Genomic DNA, 19,943 nt, shown 5'->3' on the forward strand with positions numbered 1-19,943 from the left:
CTTAATATAGAGGAGATGGCTGATGAAGGATATAAAAAGAAAAGAAGATATGAATATAGTAATAGTTGGTCATGTTGACCATGGAAAAAGCACGATTATAGGTAGGCTTCTTGCTGATACAGGATCGCTTCCTAATGGTAAACTTGAAGAGGTAAAAGAAAGGTGCCGTAGAAATTCCAAACCATTTGAATATGCGTTTTTATTGGATGCGCTAAAGGATGAACAGGCCCAAGGTATAACTATAGATTCAGCAAGATGTTTTTTTCAGACAGAAAATAGAGAATATATAATAATAGATGCTCCAGGGCATATAGAATTTTTAAAAAACATGGTGACGGGAGCTTCAAGAGCAGAATCTGCTCTTCTTGTAATAGATGCCAATGAAGGGATACAAGAAAACTCCAAAAGACATGGATATCTTCTTTCGATGTTGGGAATAAATCAAATTTCGGTTCTTGTAAATAAAATGGATCTTGTAGATTACGACGAAAAGGTATTTCAAAACATTGTAAAGGAATATACTGGTTTTTTGAGAGAAATAAATGTTGAACCAGATAGTTTTATTCCAATAAGCGGTATGATAGGGGATAATATTACTACGAAGTCCGAAAATACTCCCTGGTATAATGGGAATACCGTTATCAACACCTTAGACAATTTCCAAATAGCAGAAACTTCTGACGACAAACCATTTAGGATGCCTGTTCAGGATGTTTATAAATTTACAAAAGATGGTGACAATAGAAGAATAGTAGCAGGAACTATAGAAACAGGTAAGCTTTCAGTTGGAGATGAGGTGGTATTTTATCCGTCTGGGAAAAGAAGTACTGTAAAATCAATTGAGGCGTTTAATAGGAAAACTCAAAACTACGTAACGGCAGGTTATTCAACCGGATTTACCCTTAAAGAGCAAATCTACATAACAAGAGGGGAAATGGCAGGAAAAGTTGGAGTTTCCAACCCAAAAGTTGCCACAAGAATAAGAGTAAATTTATTTTGGCTTGGAAGATCTCCAATGATAAAAGGTAATAGCTATTTTTTAAAAATTGGGAACGCCAAAGTAAAGGTTGAGATCGAAAAAATCAAACGGGTTATAGATGCATCTACTCTTACAAATGTAAACAGAGAACAGATTGATAGAAATGATGTTGCTGAATGTATCCTTAAAACTCAAAATCCGATTGCTTTCGACGAAAACAAACATATTCAAAATACGAGTAGATTTGTTATTGTGGATGACTACGATATATCAGGTGGTGGTACTATAGAGGAGGCCTTAGAGGATAAACAAAGTAAGGTAAGGGATCAGGTTCTACTTAGAAACTACAACTGGGAAAAAAGCATGGTCAGCTCTAGTGAGAGGGCCGAAGGCTACAATCACAAATCAAAACTCCTTTTGATAACTGGGAGAAAAGGGTCCGGAAGAAGAGACATTGCTAAGGGATTAGAGAAAAAACTACTTTCTACCGGTAAAAAAGCCTATTATTTGGGAGTAGAAAATCTAATTTATGGTATTGATGCTGATATTAAAGACCCTCAAAAAGAGGATAATAGGGAAGAGTTTATACGAAGATTCGCTGAAATAGCATACATATTAGTTGATGCAGGAAATATTCTTATTACGACTATAGTAGAATTAAGTGAAGAAGAACTAGAATTAATAAAAACAGTTGTTAGTCCTGAAAATATGGAGATAATCTGGATAGGAGAAAGAACACCGACTGATATCAAAACAGATTTTTATCTCCCAGATCTAGATGGTATAGAGGATGGTATAATCGCATTGAAAGAATATCTACAAGAAAAAAATATTATAATGAAATTTTAGAGTTTTATTTAGGCAATAAAACTGACCCTGTCTAAAGAAGCCTATAAATAGTATTTAAATAATTAGCTTCCACATGGGGGAGGTCCTATGCCGTTGCTAGGTGATCCAAATCATGCAGAGCTTATTAAATTTATGAAAACAATCCCTAATAAGCTAAGGAAGCCATCAGCGATCGTCGTAACCAGTGCTAATTGGGAGGAGAGAACAGCAACAATTACAGGTGCTAAGCATCCTGAAATGATCTATGATTACTCTGGTTTCCCTGAGGAATCTTATAAAATATAATGCTCCGCAAAGGAAGTCTTAGGTGCATTTAATGAAAATGGTATTCTGGCGAAAAAAGATGATAAAAGGTGTTATGGTCACGGTCTATTTATCCCATTGATGCTTATGTATCCTGATGCGGATATTCCATGTATTCAAATATCTCAATTAAAAAGCCTCGAACCAAGGGAACACATAGCATTAGGAAAAGCCCTCACAAAACTTATGGAAAAGAATATTTTAGTTGTTGGTTCAGGCTTGTCTTTTCATAATATGAGAGAATTCTTCCATAAATCATCTGAAGCAGATCAAAAAGCAATTGAATTCAATAACTGGCTTATAGAAACATGTACAGATGAAAATATAAGTGAAAATGAGAGGGAAAGAAGAGTGATCGAATGGGAAAAGACTCCATCAGGGAGGTTTTGTCACCCAAGAGAAGAACATCTGTTACCACTTCATGTATGTTTTGGTATAGCAACTGCAAATAACTTTAAAGCAGAACTTGTCTTTGATGATGTGGTAATTGGGAAAAGAGCATCAGCATTTTTATAGAGAGAGTTTTAGCTGCTTATCTGGCTAATTTTTTTAAAAAACATACATCCAATTGGATATATGTTTGCTTTTATCTTTACTTCAAACAAAAAACTAGGAGGATTCATATGAAAAAATTACTTATAATATCTTTGATGACATTAACTATAGGAATAGTTGCAAGTGCTAACTCAGGTAAGGAAAATATTTATAACGGAAAGGCAAAAGGGTTTAAAGGAAATATCAAAATAGCTGCAGATTTTGAAAAAAATAAAATTGCATCTCTCAATATACTTGAACACTCTGAAACACCTGATATCGGAGGAAAGGCACTGGAGAAGCTGGCTGTATCAAGCATCGGAAAAGAAATATCTGAAATAGACACTGTTGTCGGAGCCACGTACACATCCAAGGGACTTAAACTTGCGTTAGAAAACGCCTTAACTAGTAAGAACAATTAAAATTTAAAAATAATACGTAAAATCTTAAATAAATTTGGTGAAGGAGCTTTAATGAGAAAGATAGATAAGATTAGGAGACTGGGTGTAGTTTTATTTATATGTTCTGGAATATTTACAGGATTCTATGAAATGGCAACCGTTCTGCCTGAGTTTAAAGGGAAAGGCCAAGGGTTTTCGGGTGAAGTTTCGGTAAAAGTCAGTATGAGTGGAGACGAAATAAAAAACATCATGGTGACAAGCCACGGAGATACTCCTGAAATAGCGCAGATGGCAATAGATAATATTATTCCTGAAATTATTATAACTCAGAGTATAGAGGTGGACGATATTGGAGGGGCTACCTATACATCCCGTGGAATCAAAGAAGCAGTAGGAAATGCAATTGAAAAATCTAAATTATTATAGCAAATTTAATAACGGAATGGAATTAACCTAAACTGGACTTCCCCTATTTTTCTTTACACAAAGTCAAGATAGAGCCTGTCCAAAAAAGTCTGTAAATAGCATTTAAATAATTAGCTTCCTGTGGTAATAACTATTACTATAAGGAGGCTTTTTATTATGGCAAAAATAGAAAAAATATCTGCTGAAAGAGAACAAGTTGTAAATGCATTATTAGAGACTTATAACATTAGAGTTCTTCAACTAATTCTAGAAATGGATTCAAAGATAAAAAAGTTAGAACTCATTATGGAGAAATTAATCTTTCAATCCCTAAAAACCCTAAAAGTTCATTTGAACCGATGGTTGTCCAAAAGAAATAAAGTCTTGCGAATAGAGCAACAGGTTATATCTATGTATGCGAGAGGTCTTACTACTAGATAAACTTCTGACCAAATTGAAGAGATTTATGGTTTTGATGTAAGTGAAAGTTTTGTCTCAAATATTAATAATAAAATATTACCTGAAATTATGGACTGGTAAAATAGACCTCTAGATGACGTTTATCCTATAATTTTTATTGATGCAGTTCACTTCGCTATTAGGCAGGAGAAGATTATTAAAAAACTTGCAGCGTACGTGGTTTTAGGAATTAACAAGGAAAGAAGGACGTTCCAGGACTTTATATTGATTAAAATAAAAGCAGTAAGTATTGGTTAGGAATACTAAATGAGCTTAAGAATTGTGGAATTAAAGATATATTAATTATGTGTGCAAATGGTCTTGGCGGCATTAAAGAGAGCATTCAAGTTGCTTTTCCAAATACCGAATATCAGAGGTGTATTGTCCATCAGGTGAGAAATATAAAGGGAAAGAATCAGAGAAATTTAAAGTAGCAGCATAAAACGCGCAAAATAAAGAAATAAGTCCAAGAATTAGGGGGTCAAACCGTTAGAAAATTTAGTCCTTTTTGGCTGATAGTATAGTTCTTATTCATTTTTTCAATTGCTTTGCTAAGCTCAACTTTTATTCTATTTTTTCTTTTTATAGCCTGATTGAGCTTTTCTGAGAAAAAGCGGAACCTATCCTTCTATTTTTCTCCGTTGGATATCAGCTGTAGTGTGTCTCCGTTACTAACCTTACCAATGAGGATCTGAGAAAGAATAGATAGAGACAGAAAAAAGAACATAACGAGCAAGTTTAATTTTTTCATAAAAACCACCTTTCAAATTAAATTCAGGTTATCATACAATTTTAAGAGAAGTTCCCTTTTAGTGAACTGAAGAGTTGATCTCCAGCTTTTTTATTGACAGATAAAAAATAAAATACCATACTTGAGATATATTTAAAGATAAAAAATTAATTTGTTTATGAATAGTACGGGGGGAATCTATGTTTTTTAGAAAAAATTCAAAGTCTCATTGGGATAAAATTTATTCAGGATGCAACAGGGAGAATCTCGGATGGTATGAAAAAGAGGCAAAAGAATCACTGAATTTGATAGTGGAAACAGGTATCAAAAAAAATATAATAGACATTGGATGTGGGAAGACTACCCTTATAGAGAGTCTCCTCGAGATGGGTTATGATAACATAACCGGGATAGATTTAAGTGAAATTGCTATTGGTGATTTAAAAGAGAGTCTGGCTGAATATTGCGACAGGGTAAACTTATTTCAATGTGACGTACTTAGTCTAAAGTTAGATGAAAAGGTGGATATATGGCACGACAGGGCGGTATTACACTTTTTAAATTCAGAAAAAGATGAAAATCTTTACTTTGATCAGCTTAGGAGATATTTAAACGAAGCTGGATATTTTATATTGGCAACTTTTTCAAAAGACAATAAAAATAGGTGTAGTGGACTAAAAATAAGAACCTGGGATGAGTGTGAGGTTTTAGAAAGATTGGGTAATAATTTCAAACTGTTAAAAGCATATGATCAAAACTATACTATGCCTTCAGGAGACGGCAGAAAATTTAGGTATATGATGTTTAAAAAAAACTAACTTGAAAGGATTCGTTGGTAGTTCCTGTTATTGAAATTACACTCTAATTTTTCATATAGTCTCCTGTTAAAATCAGTAAAATAGAGTCACATTTCAAAATTATTTTACAAAAAGTAAAATTTAATCTAAGTTTCCATCTTAATAATTTTACTTTCCAAAAGGTATACCTTGTGAGACGAAAATTTCATAACGTATTTACTGGGCTAGAGAGCCGTATTTTCACATAAAAAGTGATCATAATTTACATTGACCTTTTGGAACATTTTATGTTACAGTTTTTGTAAGATAGAGTGTGGGAGGTGTTAAATGAAATACGGTTATGTGAGAGTATCAACTAGAGAACAAAATGAGGAGAGACAGATAAAGGCTCTAAGAGATCACGGAGTCACTGAAAGTCATATTTATACAGATAAGATCTCAGGGAAAAGCATGGATAGACCTGCATGGAATGAGTTACTTATAAAAGTTGTAGCTGGAGACACGATAGTGGTCAAGGAGTTAGACAGACTAGGAAGAAATTTGAAACAGATAAAAGACACCTATGAGCTTCTAGGTAAGAAGAAGGTGCATCTAGAGATATTGGACAATGAAGTTTTGTCTACGGCAAATAAAAATGAAATAGAGATAGATCTGCTACAGCCGATGTTAATTCACCTTCTTGGATATATCGCAGAGAAGGAGAGGGAAAAGCTACTAAAGAGGCAGCGTGAAGGTATAGAGGCTATGGAGATAAATGATAATGGTAAAAAGGTATCTAAGCGAACTAGAAGAGAGACAGGTCGACCTAGTAAGAGAGATGCCCTTACAAAAGATCAGGAGCGGCATATAGATGCCTGGATGAGCAAGAGCATAAAACTATCTGACTGCATAAAACTGACAGAGCTAAGCAAGGCAACGCTGTATCGGATAAAGCGTGAAAGAGTATAGAGGTCTCATTAGGACCTCTATTTTTTTATTCACCTTGAATTGTCTAGTTAACAGCACAAAATGATCCATAGATGTTTCTTCGATACGATATAAGTATCCAATGGAAATTTTCTATGAGTCATGAACAACTATTGCATTCAATTTAAGAATTCAGATTTTAATTTTTCCAATTTTTAAAAAAAGTTTCATATTTACTTATTTCCATTGGCCTAGCGAAATAATATCCCTGCATGGAGTGACATCCATATTTAGAAAGAAGATCTACCTGCTCTTTGCACTCTACACCTTCTGCTACTACTTGCAAGCTAAGTAACTCCGACATTTTTATAATTGCTTGGGTGAGTACAGAATTCCCGTTATCAGTAGTAATATCGGATATAAAGCTTCTGTCGATTTTAACTTTGCTTATGGGAAGCTTTTTCAAGTAGCTAAGCGAGGAGTATCCAGTTCCAAAGTCGTCAACTGAGATTTCAATTCCAATAGATCTCAGGTTCGTTAGAATGGAAATGGCCTCGTCTATATCATCCATGAACATAGTTTCAGTAATTTCTATTTCTAGAGACTTAGGAGAAATTGGGATATGCTTAAAAGCTTCTTTTATAGTTTGCAGTATCCTTCCCTCTTTAAAATGCAAGGCTGAGATATTTACTGCGATTTTCTGCCCTTTTATCCCCGATTTTTCCCAGGTATCTATTTGCTTACACGCTGTCATCAGTACCCATTTATCCAATTCAAAAATAAGTCCAGACTCTTCTGCTATAGATATGAATTCATCTGGATAGAGATAACTCTCTCCACCACGAATCCAACGAGTAAGAGCTTCTGCTCCTACTATTTTATTTTTAGATACGTCGATTTTAGGCTGGTAATAAAGCTCTAATTCATTATTTTTAATGGCCTGTCTAAGCTCAGCTTTTATGCTCTCTTTTCTTTTTATAGATTGATTAAGCTCCTCTGAAAAAAAACAGTAGCTGTCTTTACCTATGTTTTTTGCCTGGAACATTGCAGCATCGGCATTGTTTAAAAGTTTTTTTACTGTTGATCCATCATCTGGAAACACTGAAATACCAATGCTTGCTGAAATAAAATTTTCTCTACCTTCAATTTTAAAGGGGTGTTTCAAGTTTGACAATATTTTATTGGATATATCTGATAGCTGTTTAACGTCTGAAACTCCTTCAAGGATAATTATAAACTCATCTCCGCCTAATCGTGAGAGGTTACAGTTCTTTCCAAGGAAATTTTTTAAACGCTTTACCACCCTTTTTAAAAAGAGATCCCCTACATAGTGACCATGATCATCATTTATGTTTTTAAAGTTATCAATGTCTATGTAGAGCAGAGAGAATTTTGAGTTATTTTCAGATGCATTTAAAATTGATTCAAAAAGACTATTTATAAACATTTTACGATTTGGTAAGTTTGTCAGAGTGTCATAGTAAGCTAGTCTTTCAATGGTTTTTTCAGCTTCTCTACGTTTTGTAATGTCATGTATGGATCCATGTACAATATTACTTTGTGGGTCGAACTCAGCTAAAGAGTGGATTGATACGATATTTCCATTTTTTTATTTTTTATTTTGAATTCCACATCATATTGGAATCCTTTTTCAATCATATCTCTGAAAGCTTCCCTTTTTCTTTCTCTATATTCTGGAAGTACCATGTTTTCAATTTCATTATACTGATAAGGCCCGTATTCCACTCCGTATATTTTTTCCGCACCCTCAGAACCATACATGATTTTTTTATTTAAATCTAATTCCCAGTGTCCAAATCCCGCTAGCAGCTCAGCCTTTTTGTATCTTTTTTCATTGTCCAGAATATTTTCTATTGTTTTAAATGCAATTAAGGCGTTCCGTATTGAAAAATCCATCACAGAAACGTTAGCATTTTTAGTGATACACCCGTAACAGAAATTGCTTTGAAGTCTTTCTATCTCATAAGATTTTATTTCAGAGGTTAGATATATAAAAGGAATATCTTTAAGAGATAAAATATTTTTAATAAAAACGGAAGCATTTTTTATAGAGTCGATGTCAATTAGGACGATTTTTATAGAGTTATTTTTTTCATAAAGTTCAATCGTTTCTCTGTAGGATTTGGCAGGAATAACTTTATAGTTTAAAGTTCTCAGTATTTTAATTTGTCTTGCTGTATTTTCTTTATCTTTAGATATTAATAGAATCATAGTTTTTATTAGGCCCTTTCGTATTATATACTCATAATGTATAATTTGCGTTATAACTTTGGCACAGCAACTAATTTTAAAGAGCTATACTTATTTTGTCTTTACCACTTTTTTTGGAATCGTACATAGCCTTGTCCGCTCTATTAATTAATTCTTTCCAATTTTCATTTTTCTGATAAGACACTATTCCTGAACTTATACTAATTTTATTTTCATAAAGGAAATCATTCTTTTTCATTTTGGTGTTAATTCTTTCAGTTATTTCGAGGGCTTTTTCTGTTGATGTATCTTGATATAATATTATGAATTCATCCCCGCCATATCGGATAGCGTTGTCCGTCTCTCTTATAGAGCTTTTAATAAGTTTGCCCATAAATTCTAGAACTTCATCTCCTCTTTTATGACCATATTTATCATTTATATTTTTAAAGTTATCAAGATCGATAAATGCTATAGATATTTCTTTGTCAAATGCCAATGATTTTTTTATTAAGGTATCCAGATTTAATTCTAAGTAATGTCTATTATATAATCCGGTCAAATGATCGTGCATACTTTTATCTGATATAGTAGAACGAATCTTTCTTTGATTCATAAAAGATAAAATTGTAACTGTTGATATGGTCATCAAACCTATAGGCATCAAAATTTTATCCAAATTGGAAATAAAACCTTCCATTTCATATATTTCATCCATCACATTTTGAAATGATCCTGCGTAAAATAGAATAAATCCGAATATGATGAATCTATTGAAGTAATTTTTTCCGAGGTCGAACCTCACAAAGTATATCCATATAATAGGTTGGATACATATCAAAAGCTCACTAACAATATCCCATGAGGTAAAACCCACTAACTTTGGAAATGACATATCTGTGTATGTTAAAATTATTGTTACGATTAAACAAATTAAATATGATACTTTTGTCCTCTTGTCCATGTTTTACCCCTTTTATTTTTTTCGTGGTTATTCAAAATATATTCCATAATTAAAAAATGCCTGACCTATTTGGCCACGCAAAAAATAGAAAAACCTTTTTTTTTGCAACTGGCTGCCATTTTAAAGGCCCTATAGTTTTGCGTCCTAACATTTCCATTAGTTTGCCGAATATTTTTTGATAGTACCACTTTTCGACCATATAGGTCAAGTTTTTAATATACTTAACAGAAAGGTTCTACGATAACTTCATAAAAGATGAGAATCAATATAAATTTTTATAAATAAAAAAAAGGAAACATTTAAAAGTAGACGTAGTTTTAAATCGGACAACATTTTTAACAACTGTATCATAATTGGCAATCACTTCTCCCCGGAGTGGTTGTCTCCCCATCCTAAAGCCTAAATGGTTAAGTCAACCAATTTGTAGCGGCCAAAAATAATATAAAAATTTAATTAGTTTTAAATCAGACACCAATCAAATTTATGATAGATTGACAATCACTTTTCCCGGTAGTGGTTGTCCTTTCCTCCTATTCATTCCTTTATACTTTCCTATAAATTCAGATAGAAAAAAACTTCTATTTTTGGAGATTTACCCTTGAAAATATGACAGCCTTATTTGGATTTTAAACCTCTTTAAAACCGTCAGTCTCATGTTTATAAGGGTTGAATGGTTATATATGCGACGAAAGACAATATAAAACAGGTGGAAAATTTTAGATCCGTGCAAAAAATAAAAAATACTCCTCCAGTACCTAAGATGGAAGAGTATCATCAATTTATTCTTCTTTTAAAACTTTGTAAGCAGGATTTCCCAATATTTCTCTGACCACTATGTTTTTAATTTTTTTATCTTTCACATAGAAGTTTTCAAAGGCTTCGTGTGGACAAGATCCAAACGCTATACCGAGAATTTTAGCCTCTTTTTTGATTTTACCTTCTCTATCGATTATCTCATCATTTGAGTAAACTAAAAATTTTCTATAATAACTCTCCTCTTCAATGAGGTAATCATAGCAATAATCGTCTTATAGACAGCTGGAACCAACTTTTCCTTTCTCTATTTCATCTGCTATTTTTCTCAATATATCTGGTACTTTTTTTAAGTCTTTTCCGTACAACTGTACTATCGTTTTCACGTGTGAATCCTCCTATATAAAAGGTATTAACCCAAAGAATCTTAATTTTATTTTCAAAGGTGACCTACGGCTATTTTTGAAGTGAAAGATCTTTATAAAGCCTATCTCTTTTATTAGGATAATATTTTTATCGAATAATTGCAAGGTTGAAAACCATACAATTTTAATTTTTTTTAATGATAAATTTTCAAAAGTATAAAATTTAAGGCAGGTAAAATAAATGTATTTTCCGTAGTTGAGATGCCCGAGGGCTCGAAATAGGTTTTGTTTCATTTTACCGGATTGTAAAACCAGGTATCTCCGTAGAAAAAATAAAAAAAGTGATTTTAGGTGCTTTTTGAGGCTGTCACGTAGACTATGAGGGTTTTGTGGTATATACTAGTGTTGAAAAGCATATGGGTTTCAAGGAGGGAATATGTGCATACAGAGTGAGGCAGCACTTGAAAATAAACTACTAGAGCAACTGAAAGCTCAGGGATATGAACAAATTCATATAAAAGACGAAGATGAACTCAAAAGCAACTTTAGGAAACAGCTAGAGAAGCATAATAAGATAGAGCTTTCAGACAGGGAGTTTTCCAAGGTACTGATACACCTAGACGGTGGAAGTGTCTTTGACAAAGCCAAAAAGCTACGAGATAAGTTTGAACTGAAGAGAGATAACGACGATATATTTTACATAGAGTTTTTTAACTGTAAAGATTGGTGCAGAAATATTTTTCAGATATCCAATCAGATCTCTATGACAGGGAAGTACAAGAATAGGTACGATGTGACCATCCTTATAAACGGACTGCCTTTGGTACAGATAGAGTTAAAGAGAAGCGGCATAGAGTTAAAAGAAGCTTTTAATCAGATAAACAGATACCATAAGCACTCTTATAGAGGGCTTTTTAACTACGTCCAGCTATTTGTAATAAGCAACGGTGTAAATACAAAGTATTATGCCAACAATAAGACTCAGTCTTTCAAGCAGACCTTCTTCTGGACCGACATAGAGAATAAAAGGTATAGCAGACTGAACGAGTTTGCAGAGACTTTCCTGGATAAGTGTCACTTAGCTAAGATGATATCCAAATATATAGTTCTTCATGAGTCTGATAAGATTCTTATGGCTCTGAGGCCCTATCAGTATTTTGCAGTTGAGAAGATTGTAAATAGGGTAGAAAACAGCCCTACAAAGAACGGATACATATGGCACACAACTGGATCAGGGAAGACCCTAACATCTTTTAAGGCCAGTCAGATTATCACCCAGAATAAGAATGTAGACAAGGTAATGTTTGTAGTGGATAGAAAGGATCTAGACTACCAGACCATAAAAGAGTTTGATGCATTTTCAAAGGGTTCTGTAAATGGCACAGATGACACAGGGCACCTTGTAAAACAGCTGACCGACGATAAGACTAAGCTTATTATTACAACTATTCAGAAGCTAAATAATGCCATAAGCAAAGGACATTTACAGAGGAAGATGGAGGTTGCTAAAGACAAGAGAATGGTATTTATCTTTGACGAGTGTCACCGTAGTCAGTTTGGAGGAACAGCAACAACTAAAGGAACTCACCAGAAGATAAAAGAGTTCTTTAGCAATAAGCAGTTCTTTGGATTTACAGGAACTCCTATCTTTGCTGAGAATTCAATAAAAAATAAAACTACTGTAGATCTCTTTGACGAGTGCCTGCATAAGTATGTAATAAAAGATGCCATCAACGATGACAACGTTTTAGGATTCTCGGTGGAGTATTATAATACTTTTAAGTCTCACCTCACTGATGAAGAGGGGAATGATTTACCTGTAGACGATATTAGGGTAGAGGGAATAGATACCAGAGAGGTATTCAGAGCTGAGGAAAGATTAGACGGGGTAGCAGAATTTATTATAAACAACCATGCTAGAAAGACTTACGGTAAGGAATTCACCTCAATATTCGCAGTGGACTCGGTGGAATCTCTTTTGAAGTATTACAACATATTTAAAAGCAAAGACCACAATCTAAAGATAGCAACGATATTTAGCTACCAGGCTAATGAAGAAGATCCAGACGCAAATGGCTACACAGAAGAAGAGGAAGAGAAAACAGGACTTCATACCAGGGATAAGCTGGATATGATTATAAAAGACTACAATGAAACTTTTGGTGACAACCACGACCTCAACAGAGAAAACGGATTTAACGCCTACTATGTGGATATCTCCAAGAAGGTAAAAGACAGAAAGATAGATCTCCTTCTTGTTGTGAACATGTTTCTAACAGGTTTTGACAGTAAGAGCTTAAATACCCTTTATGTGGACAAGAATCTTAAACACCACGGTTTAATACAGGCATTCTCAAGAACCAACAGAATTTTAAACGAGAAGAAGAAGCACGGGAATATAGTGTGTTTCAGAAATTTAAAAAAGAGGACAGACGAGGCAATTACCTTGTTCTCTAACAAGGATGCCATTGAAACTGTACTGATGAAGCCCTATGAGCACTATGTAGAGGATTTTAATAAGCATATCCTTGAACTTTATGATATAGCACCAACTGTAGATTCTGTAGACTATCTACAGAGTGAAGACGATAAGGCGAAATTTGTCCAGGCATACAGAAACCTTCTGAGGCTTATGACTAGACTGTTTTCATTTAATGAATTTTCCTTTGACTACCTGCATATGGGAAGACAAACTTTTGAAGACTATAAGAGCAAGTATCTGGACATCTACGAATATAGAAAAGGAGATAAGGAAAAAGTCTCTATATTGGATGAATTGGATTTTGAAGTGGAGCTAATAAGGCGTGATGATGTAAACGTGGCATATATTATGACTCTTCTAAAGGATTTAGATACAGGAAGTGCAAGCTTTGTGAAAGACAAGGAGTTTATCCTAAGAACTATGGAGGGCTCTGAGGATCTACGTAGCAAGAGGGAGCTAATAGAGAAGTTTATAGAGGAGAATCTTCCGCATATTGATGATGGCGGAGATGTGGAAAGTAAATTTGAAGAGTTCCTCGTTGCAGAAGAGGAACGAGAGGTAGATGCCTTTGTGGCACAGGAGAATCTCCATAGAAGTAAGGTAGAAGAAACCATGGAAGAATACAGGTATTCCAACAAGATGCAGCGTGACTTTATCAAGGCTGCCTTTATACGGAAGCCACCTTTGAAAGAAAGAAAGGTTAAAATTCCAATGATTGCAGATAAAATAAGGGAGATAATACACAAGTATACCTGGTGATAAGAAGTAATTCCTAATAATTCCAGGGCAGAAGGGAGAGTTCAGAGTGATCAGAGACTGGAAATACACAAAGAATTCAAATAAAAGAAGAAGACTCGAATTAAAAAATGAAGGTAACTGCTGGAAAATAGACCTTATAAAATACAATGACACAAGCAGAGAAACCTTCTCAGCAGAGGGATATGTTATTTTGGAATCTACTGGAGAAAAAACCTTGATTCTTCCTAAAATAGGAGATGGTAAAAAAGAATTTTCACTAAAGCAGGTAGTTCATAGATTAACGAAGATGATAAAAGTGGACAAGATAAAAATAAAGTGACATAGAAGCTTAGTTTAAGAAGATTTCTACAATTTATAGATAAAATAAGGAGTTATACGTTATAAATAACTTATTAAAACATAAAGGATATGCACAGATATTTTGTAGAAATTATGTAAGAAGCATGCTAAAAAGCGTTACGAATCCATTCTTTTAACTTGCTTCGAGATTAAATTTAGAAGGAGGTTATTTATGCAAGAAGACGTTAATAGTGATCTAGTCCCTATTATTGATATCGTAAAAAGTATAAGGAAACTCTCTCAGTTGGCTGAGGGCTACAACACCTCAACAGAATTTTATAATTCTATGGATAAATTAACTTTTCAAAATTCCATTGAACTACTTATAAATATAGGATCAGCTTCTAAAAATGTCAGCAATGAAGTAAAAGAAAAATGTCCTGAAGTTCCTTGGCATGTGATAAAAAACTTCATAGAAGTTAGAGAGGAGGATTGCACAATATTGAACAGAGCGGTTATTTTCGATTTAATTAAAGATAAGCTGCCATACATAGCTGGAGCTTTAGAGGATTTAACTAAAAACTAATGGAACTTTGTTTAAGGGGGGGTATGCCTCTCTTTTTTATTTGCCGTGTTTCCATATGTGGTGGAATGGTATATACTGTTAGTGTGATTGATCTTATAAAAATTGTATTTTAAGGAGAAAAGCATGTCAGAACATAAACAAGAACTGGAAAAAAGGCTTTGGGCCATAGCAAACGAGCTGAGAGGTAATATGGGTGCAGATGAATTCAGAGATTACATTCTGGGTTTTATATTCTTTAAGTTTCTTTCGGAGAAGATGGAGAACTTCGCAAAGAAAGAGTTAGAAGTAGAGGGGATAAGTTTTGCAGATGCTGTAAAAGACCCTGAGATAATGGAAGACCTGAAAGAGGAGGCTATGGAATCACTAGGGTATTTTATAGAACCTCGTCACCTATTCCACAACATAGCAGCAAGAGCAAGAAGCAGAGAGATGATTATAGAGGACCTTATAAAGGCGATGAAAGAGGTAGAAGAGTCTGCACTGGGTCATGAGAGTGAACAAGACTTTACAGGATTGTTTGAAGATGTGGATTTAACATCTACCAAACTAGGAAGAACGGTGGAACAGAAGAACAGGCTAATATCAGAAGTAATAAAGCACTTAGACGAGATAAACTTCAAGTTTGAAGATACAGAGATGGACGTTTTGGGAGATGCCTATGAGTATCTGATCGGAGAGTTTGCAAGTGGTGCAGGGAAGAAAGCAGGAGAGTTCTATACACCGCAGCAGGTATCTAAAATACTAGCTAAGCTTGTAACCCTTGGGAAGGAAAAGATCAAAACTGTATATGACCCTACATGCGGATCGGGATCGCTGTTACTTAGGGTATCAAGGGAGAGTGATGTGTCCTTTTTCTACGGGCAGGAATTAAATACCACCACATACAACCTGGCACGTATGAATATGATCTTGCATGACAAAAAATTCAGTGACTTTGAAATAGAACAGGGAGACACTCTAGAAGACCCACACCACCTGGATAAGAGATTTGAAGCTGTGGTTGCTAACCCGCCATTTTCAGCAAAATGGTCGGCAAACCAGACTTTCTTATCAGACGAGAGATTCAGTGCCTACGGAAAATTAGCACCTAAGACCAAGGCTGACTTTGCCTTTGTGCAACATATGATACACCAGCTGGATGAAAACGGAACTATGGCAACTGTACTTCCTCACGGAGTATTATTTAGAGGTGCAGCTGAGGGAGTTATCAGAAAATACCTCATAGAAGAGAAGAACTATCTGGATGCAGTGATAGGACTTCCTGCCAACATATTCTACGGAACATCAATCCCAACGTGTGTGTTGGTGTTTAAGAAGTGCAGGGAGAATCCTGAGAATGTGCTGTTTATAGATGCCAGCAATTACTTTGAGAAGGCAAAGAACCAGAACTATTTACGAGATGAAGATGTGGAAAGAATCATAGATACTTATAGGAACAGGACTGAAATAGAGAAGTTTTCACACGTTGCCACAATGGCAGAGATCAAGGAGAACGATTATAACCTAAATATACCTAGGTATGTAGACACCTTCGAAGAAGAGGAGCCTGTGGATCTGGCGGAAGTTGCTAAAGCGATAAAGGCCTTGGACAAGGATATACTCTCTATAGATGAAGAGATCAAAAAATACTGTGATGAGCTTGGTATCGAAGCTCCAATGATATAGGGTAATGCATCAGACAGCGTCTGACCAATTGAAAAATTTTATAAACATTAAATCAGCAGACACTGTCTGCTATTTTAAAAAGCGAGGTAAGTATGGTACGAGAAAATAGATTGGAGCCAAAGTTGAGATTTCCTGAGTTTAATGGTGAGTGGCAAAATATAAAATTAAAAGATAGTTATACTTTGATTTCAGGGCAACATCTAGGACCCGATGAATATTCTCAAGAAGAAAACAAGACACCTTATTTTACAGGTCCATCTGATTTTACAAATAAAACAGATGAAATTTCAAAATGGTCTCTGGTTAATGGAAAATTAGCTCAAAAACATGATGTCCTCTTTACTGTTAAAGGAAGTGGAGTAGGCTCTTTAATGTATCTGAACTTAGAAAGTGTTATGATAGGAAGACAGCTAATGGCTATTCGTTCTAGAATTTCATCCACTAAATTATTATCTCATTTCTTACCTAAGAAAAGAGAATATTTTGAAAAATTGGCAAGCGGAAATATGATACCGGGGCTTTCTAGAGAAGACATACTCTCTTTAAATTTATCGCTTCCCACATCCCCAGAACAGCAGAAAATAGCCTCTTTCCTCACCTCTGTGGACAGCAAGATCGAGAAGCTGGAGAAGAAGAGGGAACTCATGGCCGAATACAAAAGGGGAGTAATGCAGAAGATATTCTCACAGGAGATAAGGTTTAAGGGCGAGGACGGGAAAGAGTACCCTGAGTGGGTGGAATTACCCCTAGGTGATTTGGTTATAATCTCAAAAGAAAAATATAACCCTTTAAGAGATAAAGAAATTTATAAATGTATTGAGCTAGAAAATTTATCACAGGAAACCGGTAAACTTTTAGGTTATTTCAATTCATCCCAACAACAGAGTATAAAAAATAAATTTAATAAGGGTGATATTCTTTATGGAAAACTAAGACCTTATTTGAAAAAATATTACAAGGCTGATTTTGATGGCGTTTGCTCTTCAGAAATATTAGTTTTAAAGGGTAAAAAACTAGATAATAATTTTTTGTATCAATTGATAAAGACTTTTAAATTTAATAGTATTGCTAATGTTTCGTCTGGCTCTAAAATGCCAAGAGCTGATTGGGAGTATATGAAGGAAATCCTATTTAAGTATCCATCAATTTTGGAACAACAGAAGATAGCCAACTTCCTGTCAGGGATAGACAAGAAGATAGAGCTGGTGGAGCAGGAAACGGAACAGGTAAAAGAGTTCAAGAGAGGGCTGTTGCAGCAGATGTTTGTGTAAAACTATTAGAGACTCCGTTATGGGAGTCTCTTTTTGTTATGAATAAGGTAAATTTTACGCCGGCGGAACAATAATATAATTTAGCTTTAAGGCCTAGCTCCTTTTTTCCCGAATTTTTTCACCAATCACATATTTAGCTCAACAAAAAAGAGATAATATCAAGCTATAGAATACCTTGATATTAAAGAGATAGCCCGTCAGTAAAAATTCCTTAGCGTTATAAATCCGCATTTTCCTGAGGGAGTGTGAAGTTTTTTCTGTAAATGGATAAATAGCTTCCTGTCATAACGTTAAATTTAATAGATTTTTCATAAATCTATATATTACTAGCATAGTATTAAAATTTTAGCATGTCAAGAAAACCCTTTAAACTAGGGCGGATTTGACATGCTATTTTTACTCTGGAAGTCTTCCTTCATACATAATTGAAAGCTCTCCATAGACTTTACCCCAGCCCCTCAGAGGAATCTTCCATTTTTTACTTGCTTGCTTTGTAGCTAAATATAATGCTTTCAGAAGGGCTTGATTCGATGGAAATACACTCCTTTGTGCGTTCGGCGCTTGTATGTGCTATTAAGGCTCTCTATGGCATTAGTGGTATAAATAACTTTCCTAACCTCTGGAGAGAATTTGTAAATAGGTGTTAGAACGTTCCAGTTCGTTTCCCAGCTCTTCATAGAATTAGGATATTTCACTTGCCACTTAGTCTTAACCTCTTGTAAAAGATCGTATCCGACCTCTTCTGTAGGAGCTGTATATATTGACTTCAAATCACAAGCAAACCTCTTTTTTTCCTTATGAGATACATATTTTAAAGTATTTCTAACTTGGTGAACGATACACCTCTGATACTCGGTATTAGGGAATGCTATTTGGATACTCTCTTTGATCCCACTTAGACCATCAGCACACATAATCAAGATGTCTTTGACACCTCGATTTTTGAGTTCATTAAGCACACCAAGCCAGTATTTACTACTTTCATTTTCACCAATATATAGCCCTAACACTTCTTTTTTACCATCTTTACTAATACCTAAAACAACATAAGCAGCTAATTTTTTTATTACTTTTTCATGCCTGACTGAGAAGTGAACCGCATCAATGAAAACGATTGGATATATATCATCTAATGGCCTATTTTGCCACTCCATAATCTCAGGTAAGATCTTGTTAGTAATGTTAGAAACAAAGCTTTCGCTTGCTTCAAACCCATATATTTCTTCAATTTGATCTGAAATTTGTCTAGTAGTTAGTCCTCTAGCATACATTGAAATAATCTGATTTTCAATGTGTGATATATCTTTTTGTCGCTTTGGAACGACTAAAGGCTCAAATGAACTCTCACGGTCCTGCGGAACTGAAAGGTTAATTTCTCCTTGATGACTTCTAAGTTTCTTACTCTTATGCCCATTCCTAGAATTAGTAGAATCACTAATTTGTCCTTTTTCATAGCCAAGATGTTCATCCATCTCAGCTTCAAGCATCTTTTTGATTCCATCGCCAAGTAAGTCTTTTGGAGCTTCTTGTAGATCATCAGTAGATTTAATATCGTAATTTTCAAAAAGAAGATTGAGAGCCATCTCTCTTCCTGGTATCAATTTTTCTTTTTTTGCCATAATAAAAAGCCTCCTTAAGATAATATATTTATTACCACAGGAAGCTAATTATTGAAATCTATTTACAGACTTTTTTGCACACCCTCTTTCCTGACGGGACCCCCTATAGTATTACTTTTTATATTCTTTTAATTCACCAATACCAGAGAAATAAAACATGTCTTCAATTATATTGCGAGTCTTATCAGGGTTGTAGGCATTATAATCAGGATTCAGAATTGCATATAAAACTCCAACTTCGATGGATCTGATAAACTTAAGATTATATATTATAGTTTCAGAATTGATACATTCAAATCTTACAAACCTATCTAAATAAGTATCGCTTAAATATGATTTTGAGTACCTAATATCACCTTCCTCGTTTATAACTTTAAAAATAGGTCCTATAAGATTATAAGTTTCTACCCTTTCTGGACTAGGGTTTCCTCTTGATTCTTTTGTTCCTCCTATCCAAGAACCTGCGATTTTCTTTTTTGCTGGTATACGTCCTATTTCAATACCTTGTTTACTAAGTTCCTCTTCTGCTTTTATCATGCTTAACCTCCTAAAAATACTTAAAAATTTAGCTAAAGTTAATAATTTATGTATTATTTTTTAAGAATATCTTTTATAAATTAATCCAT

16 protein-coding genes, 3 pseudogenes and 1 riboswitch are annotated in these 19,943 nt (G+C 34.4%); of the genes and pseudogenes, 13 read left to right on the forward strand and 6 right to left on the reverse strand.

What is annotated here, in order from left to right; all coding sequences use genetic code 11:
- Positions 1 to 22 precede the first annotated feature (22 nt).
- The 6 genes and pseudogenes from ILYOP_RS14600 to ILYOP_RS16290 all read left to right on the forward strand — a co-directional run.
- Positions 23 to 1,828, forward strand: a complete 1,806-nt coding sequence (locus ILYOP_RS14600) for a GTP-binding protein (RefSeq protein ID WP_013389252.1) — start codon at positions 23 to 25, stop codon at positions 1,826 to 1,828.
- Positions 1,829 to 1,915: 87 nt separating this feature from the next.
- A complete protein-coding gene (locus ILYOP_RS16220) occupies positions 1,916 to 2,113 on the forward strand; it encodes a class III extradiol ring-cleavage dioxygenase family protein (protein WP_342633615.1) in 198 nt (65 codons plus the stop codon).
- 24 nt (positions 2,114 to 2,137) lie between these two features.
- Positions 2,138 to 2,647, forward strand: a pseudogene (locus ILYOP_RS14605) (DODA-type extradiol aromatic ring-opening family dioxygenase); the annotation flags it as partial.
- Positions 2,648 to 2,754: 107 nt separating this feature from the next.
- Positions 2,755 to 3,087 (forward strand): FMN-binding protein, encoded by a 333-nt coding sequence (locus ILYOP_RS14610; protein ID WP_013389253.1) that lies wholly within the window; start codon positions 2,755 to 2,757, stop codon positions 3,085 to 3,087.
- Between the two features lie 51 nt (positions 3,088 to 3,138).
- Positions 3,139 to 3,492: an FMN-binding protein gene (locus ILYOP_RS14615; protein WP_013389254.1), complete on the forward strand. Its 354-nt coding sequence runs from the start codon at positions 3,139 to 3,141 to the stop codon at positions 3,490 to 3,492.
- A gap of 230 nt (positions 3,493 to 3,722) precedes the next feature.
- Positions 3,723 to 4,331 (forward strand): annotated as a pseudogene (locus tag ILYOP_RS16290) (IS256 family transposase); the annotation flags it as partial.
- Positions 4,332 to 4,558: 227 nt separating this feature from the next.
- On the opposite strand, the gene ILYOP_RS16190 reads toward ILYOP_RS16290, so the two are convergent.
- Complete coding sequence (locus tag ILYOP_RS16190) at positions 4,559 to 4,681, reverse strand: hypothetical protein (RefSeq protein WP_280985360.1); 123 nt, start codon at positions 4,679 to 4,681, stop codon at positions 4,559 to 4,561.
- 179 nt (positions 4,682 to 4,860) lie between these two features.
- Here ILYOP_RS16190 and ILYOP_RS14625 point away from each other — a divergent pair, with 179 nt between their 5' ends.
- Together ILYOP_RS14625 and ILYOP_RS14630 are read left to right on the forward strand one after the other, a co-directional pair.
- On the forward strand, positions 4,861 to 5,478 hold the full coding sequence (locus ILYOP_RS14625; protein WP_013389255.1) for a class I SAM-dependent methyltransferase: 618 nt from the start codon (positions 4,861 to 4,863) through the stop codon (positions 5,476 to 5,478).
- A gap of 306 nt (positions 5,479 to 5,784) precedes the next feature.
- Complete coding sequence (locus tag ILYOP_RS14630; protein WP_013389256.1) at positions 5,785 to 6,405, forward strand: recombinase family protein; 621 nt, start codon at positions 5,785 to 5,787, stop codon at positions 6,403 to 6,405.
- A 157-nt stretch (positions 6,406 to 6,562) separates the two neighbouring features.
- Here the strand turns inward: ILYOP_RS14630 and ILYOP_RS14635 are convergent, their stop codons facing one another.
- The 3 genes from ILYOP_RS14635 to ILYOP_RS15400 form a co-directional block, all read right to left on the reverse strand.
- Entirely contained in the window at positions 6,563 to 7,960 is a 1,398-nt protein-coding gene (locus ILYOP_RS14635; protein WP_342633616.1) for a putative bifunctional diguanylate cyclase/phosphodiesterase, read from the reverse strand.
- Positions 7,939 to 8,595 carry a PAS domain-containing protein gene (locus tag ILYOP_RS14640; RefSeq protein ID WP_041921425.1) on the reverse strand — a complete coding sequence of 219 codons (657 nt, stop codon included), beginning with the start codon at positions 8,593 to 8,595 and terminating at the stop codon, positions 7,939 to 7,941. Before ILYOP_RS14640 ends, ILYOP_RS14635 begins: the two co-directional genes overlap by 22 nt.
- 76 nt (positions 8,596 to 8,671) lie before the next feature.
- Positions 8,672 to 9,238, reverse strand: a complete 567-nt coding sequence (locus tag ILYOP_RS15400) for a GGDEF domain-containing protein (RefSeq protein WP_222838889.1) — start codon at positions 9,236 to 9,238, stop codon at positions 8,672 to 8,674.
- 400 nt (positions 9,239 to 9,638) lie between these two features.
- Positions 9,639 to 9,714: riboswitch (cyclic di-GMP riboswitch) on the reverse strand.
- 1,378 nt (positions 9,715 to 11,092) lie between these two features.
- On the opposite strand from ILYOP_RS15400, the gene ILYOP_RS14650 reads away from it, so the two are divergent.
- The 5 genes from ILYOP_RS14650 (at position 11,093) to ILYOP_RS15405 (ending at position 17,698) form a co-directional block, all read left to right on the forward strand.
- A complete protein-coding gene (locus tag ILYOP_RS14650; RefSeq protein WP_013389258.1) occupies positions 11,093 to 13,897 on the forward strand; it encodes a type I restriction endonuclease subunit R in 2,805 nt (934 codons plus the stop codon).
- A 46-nt stretch (positions 13,898 to 13,943) separates the two neighbouring features.
- Positions 13,944 to 14,216, forward strand: a complete 273-nt coding sequence (locus ILYOP_RS14655) for a hypothetical protein (RefSeq protein WP_013389259.1) — start codon at positions 13,944 to 13,946, stop codon at positions 14,214 to 14,216.
- Between the two features lie 192 nt (positions 14,217 to 14,408).
- Positions 14,409 to 14,762, forward strand: a complete 354-nt coding sequence (locus tag ILYOP_RS14660) for a HepT-like ribonuclease domain-containing protein (protein WP_013389260.1) — start codon at positions 14,409 to 14,411, stop codon at positions 14,760 to 14,762.
- A gap of 123 nt (positions 14,763 to 14,885) precedes the next feature.
- Positions 14,886 to 16,427 carry a type I restriction-modification system subunit M gene (locus ILYOP_RS14665; protein ID WP_013389261.1) on the forward strand — a complete coding sequence of 514 codons (1,542 nt, stop codon included), beginning with the start codon at positions 14,886 to 14,888 and terminating at the stop codon, positions 16,425 to 16,427.
- A gap of 110 nt (positions 16,428 to 16,537) precedes the next feature.
- Positions 16,538 to 17,698: a restriction endonuclease subunit S gene (locus tag ILYOP_RS15405; RefSeq protein ID WP_222838890.1), complete on the forward strand. Its 1,161-nt coding sequence runs from the start codon at positions 16,538 to 16,540 to the stop codon at positions 17,696 to 17,698.
- Positions 17,699 to 18,094: 396 nt separating this feature from the next.
- Here the strand turns inward: ILYOP_RS15405 and ILYOP_RS14680 are convergent.
- Positions 18,095 to 19,317: pseudogene (locus ILYOP_RS14680) on the reverse strand (IS256 family transposase).
- A gap of 111 nt (positions 19,318 to 19,428) precedes the next feature.
- A complete protein-coding gene (locus ILYOP_RS14685; RefSeq protein ID WP_013389263.1) occupies positions 19,429 to 19,854 on the reverse strand; it encodes a hypothetical protein in 426 nt (141 codons plus the stop codon).
- Positions 19,855 to 19,943: the final 89 nt, after the last annotated feature.

It is taken from the genome of Ilyobacter polytropus DSM 2926 (assembly GCF_000165505.1).
GTDB classification, from domain to species: Bacteria; Fusobacteriota; Fusobacteriia; order Fusobacteriales; family Fusobacteriaceae; genus Ilyobacter; species Ilyobacter polytropus.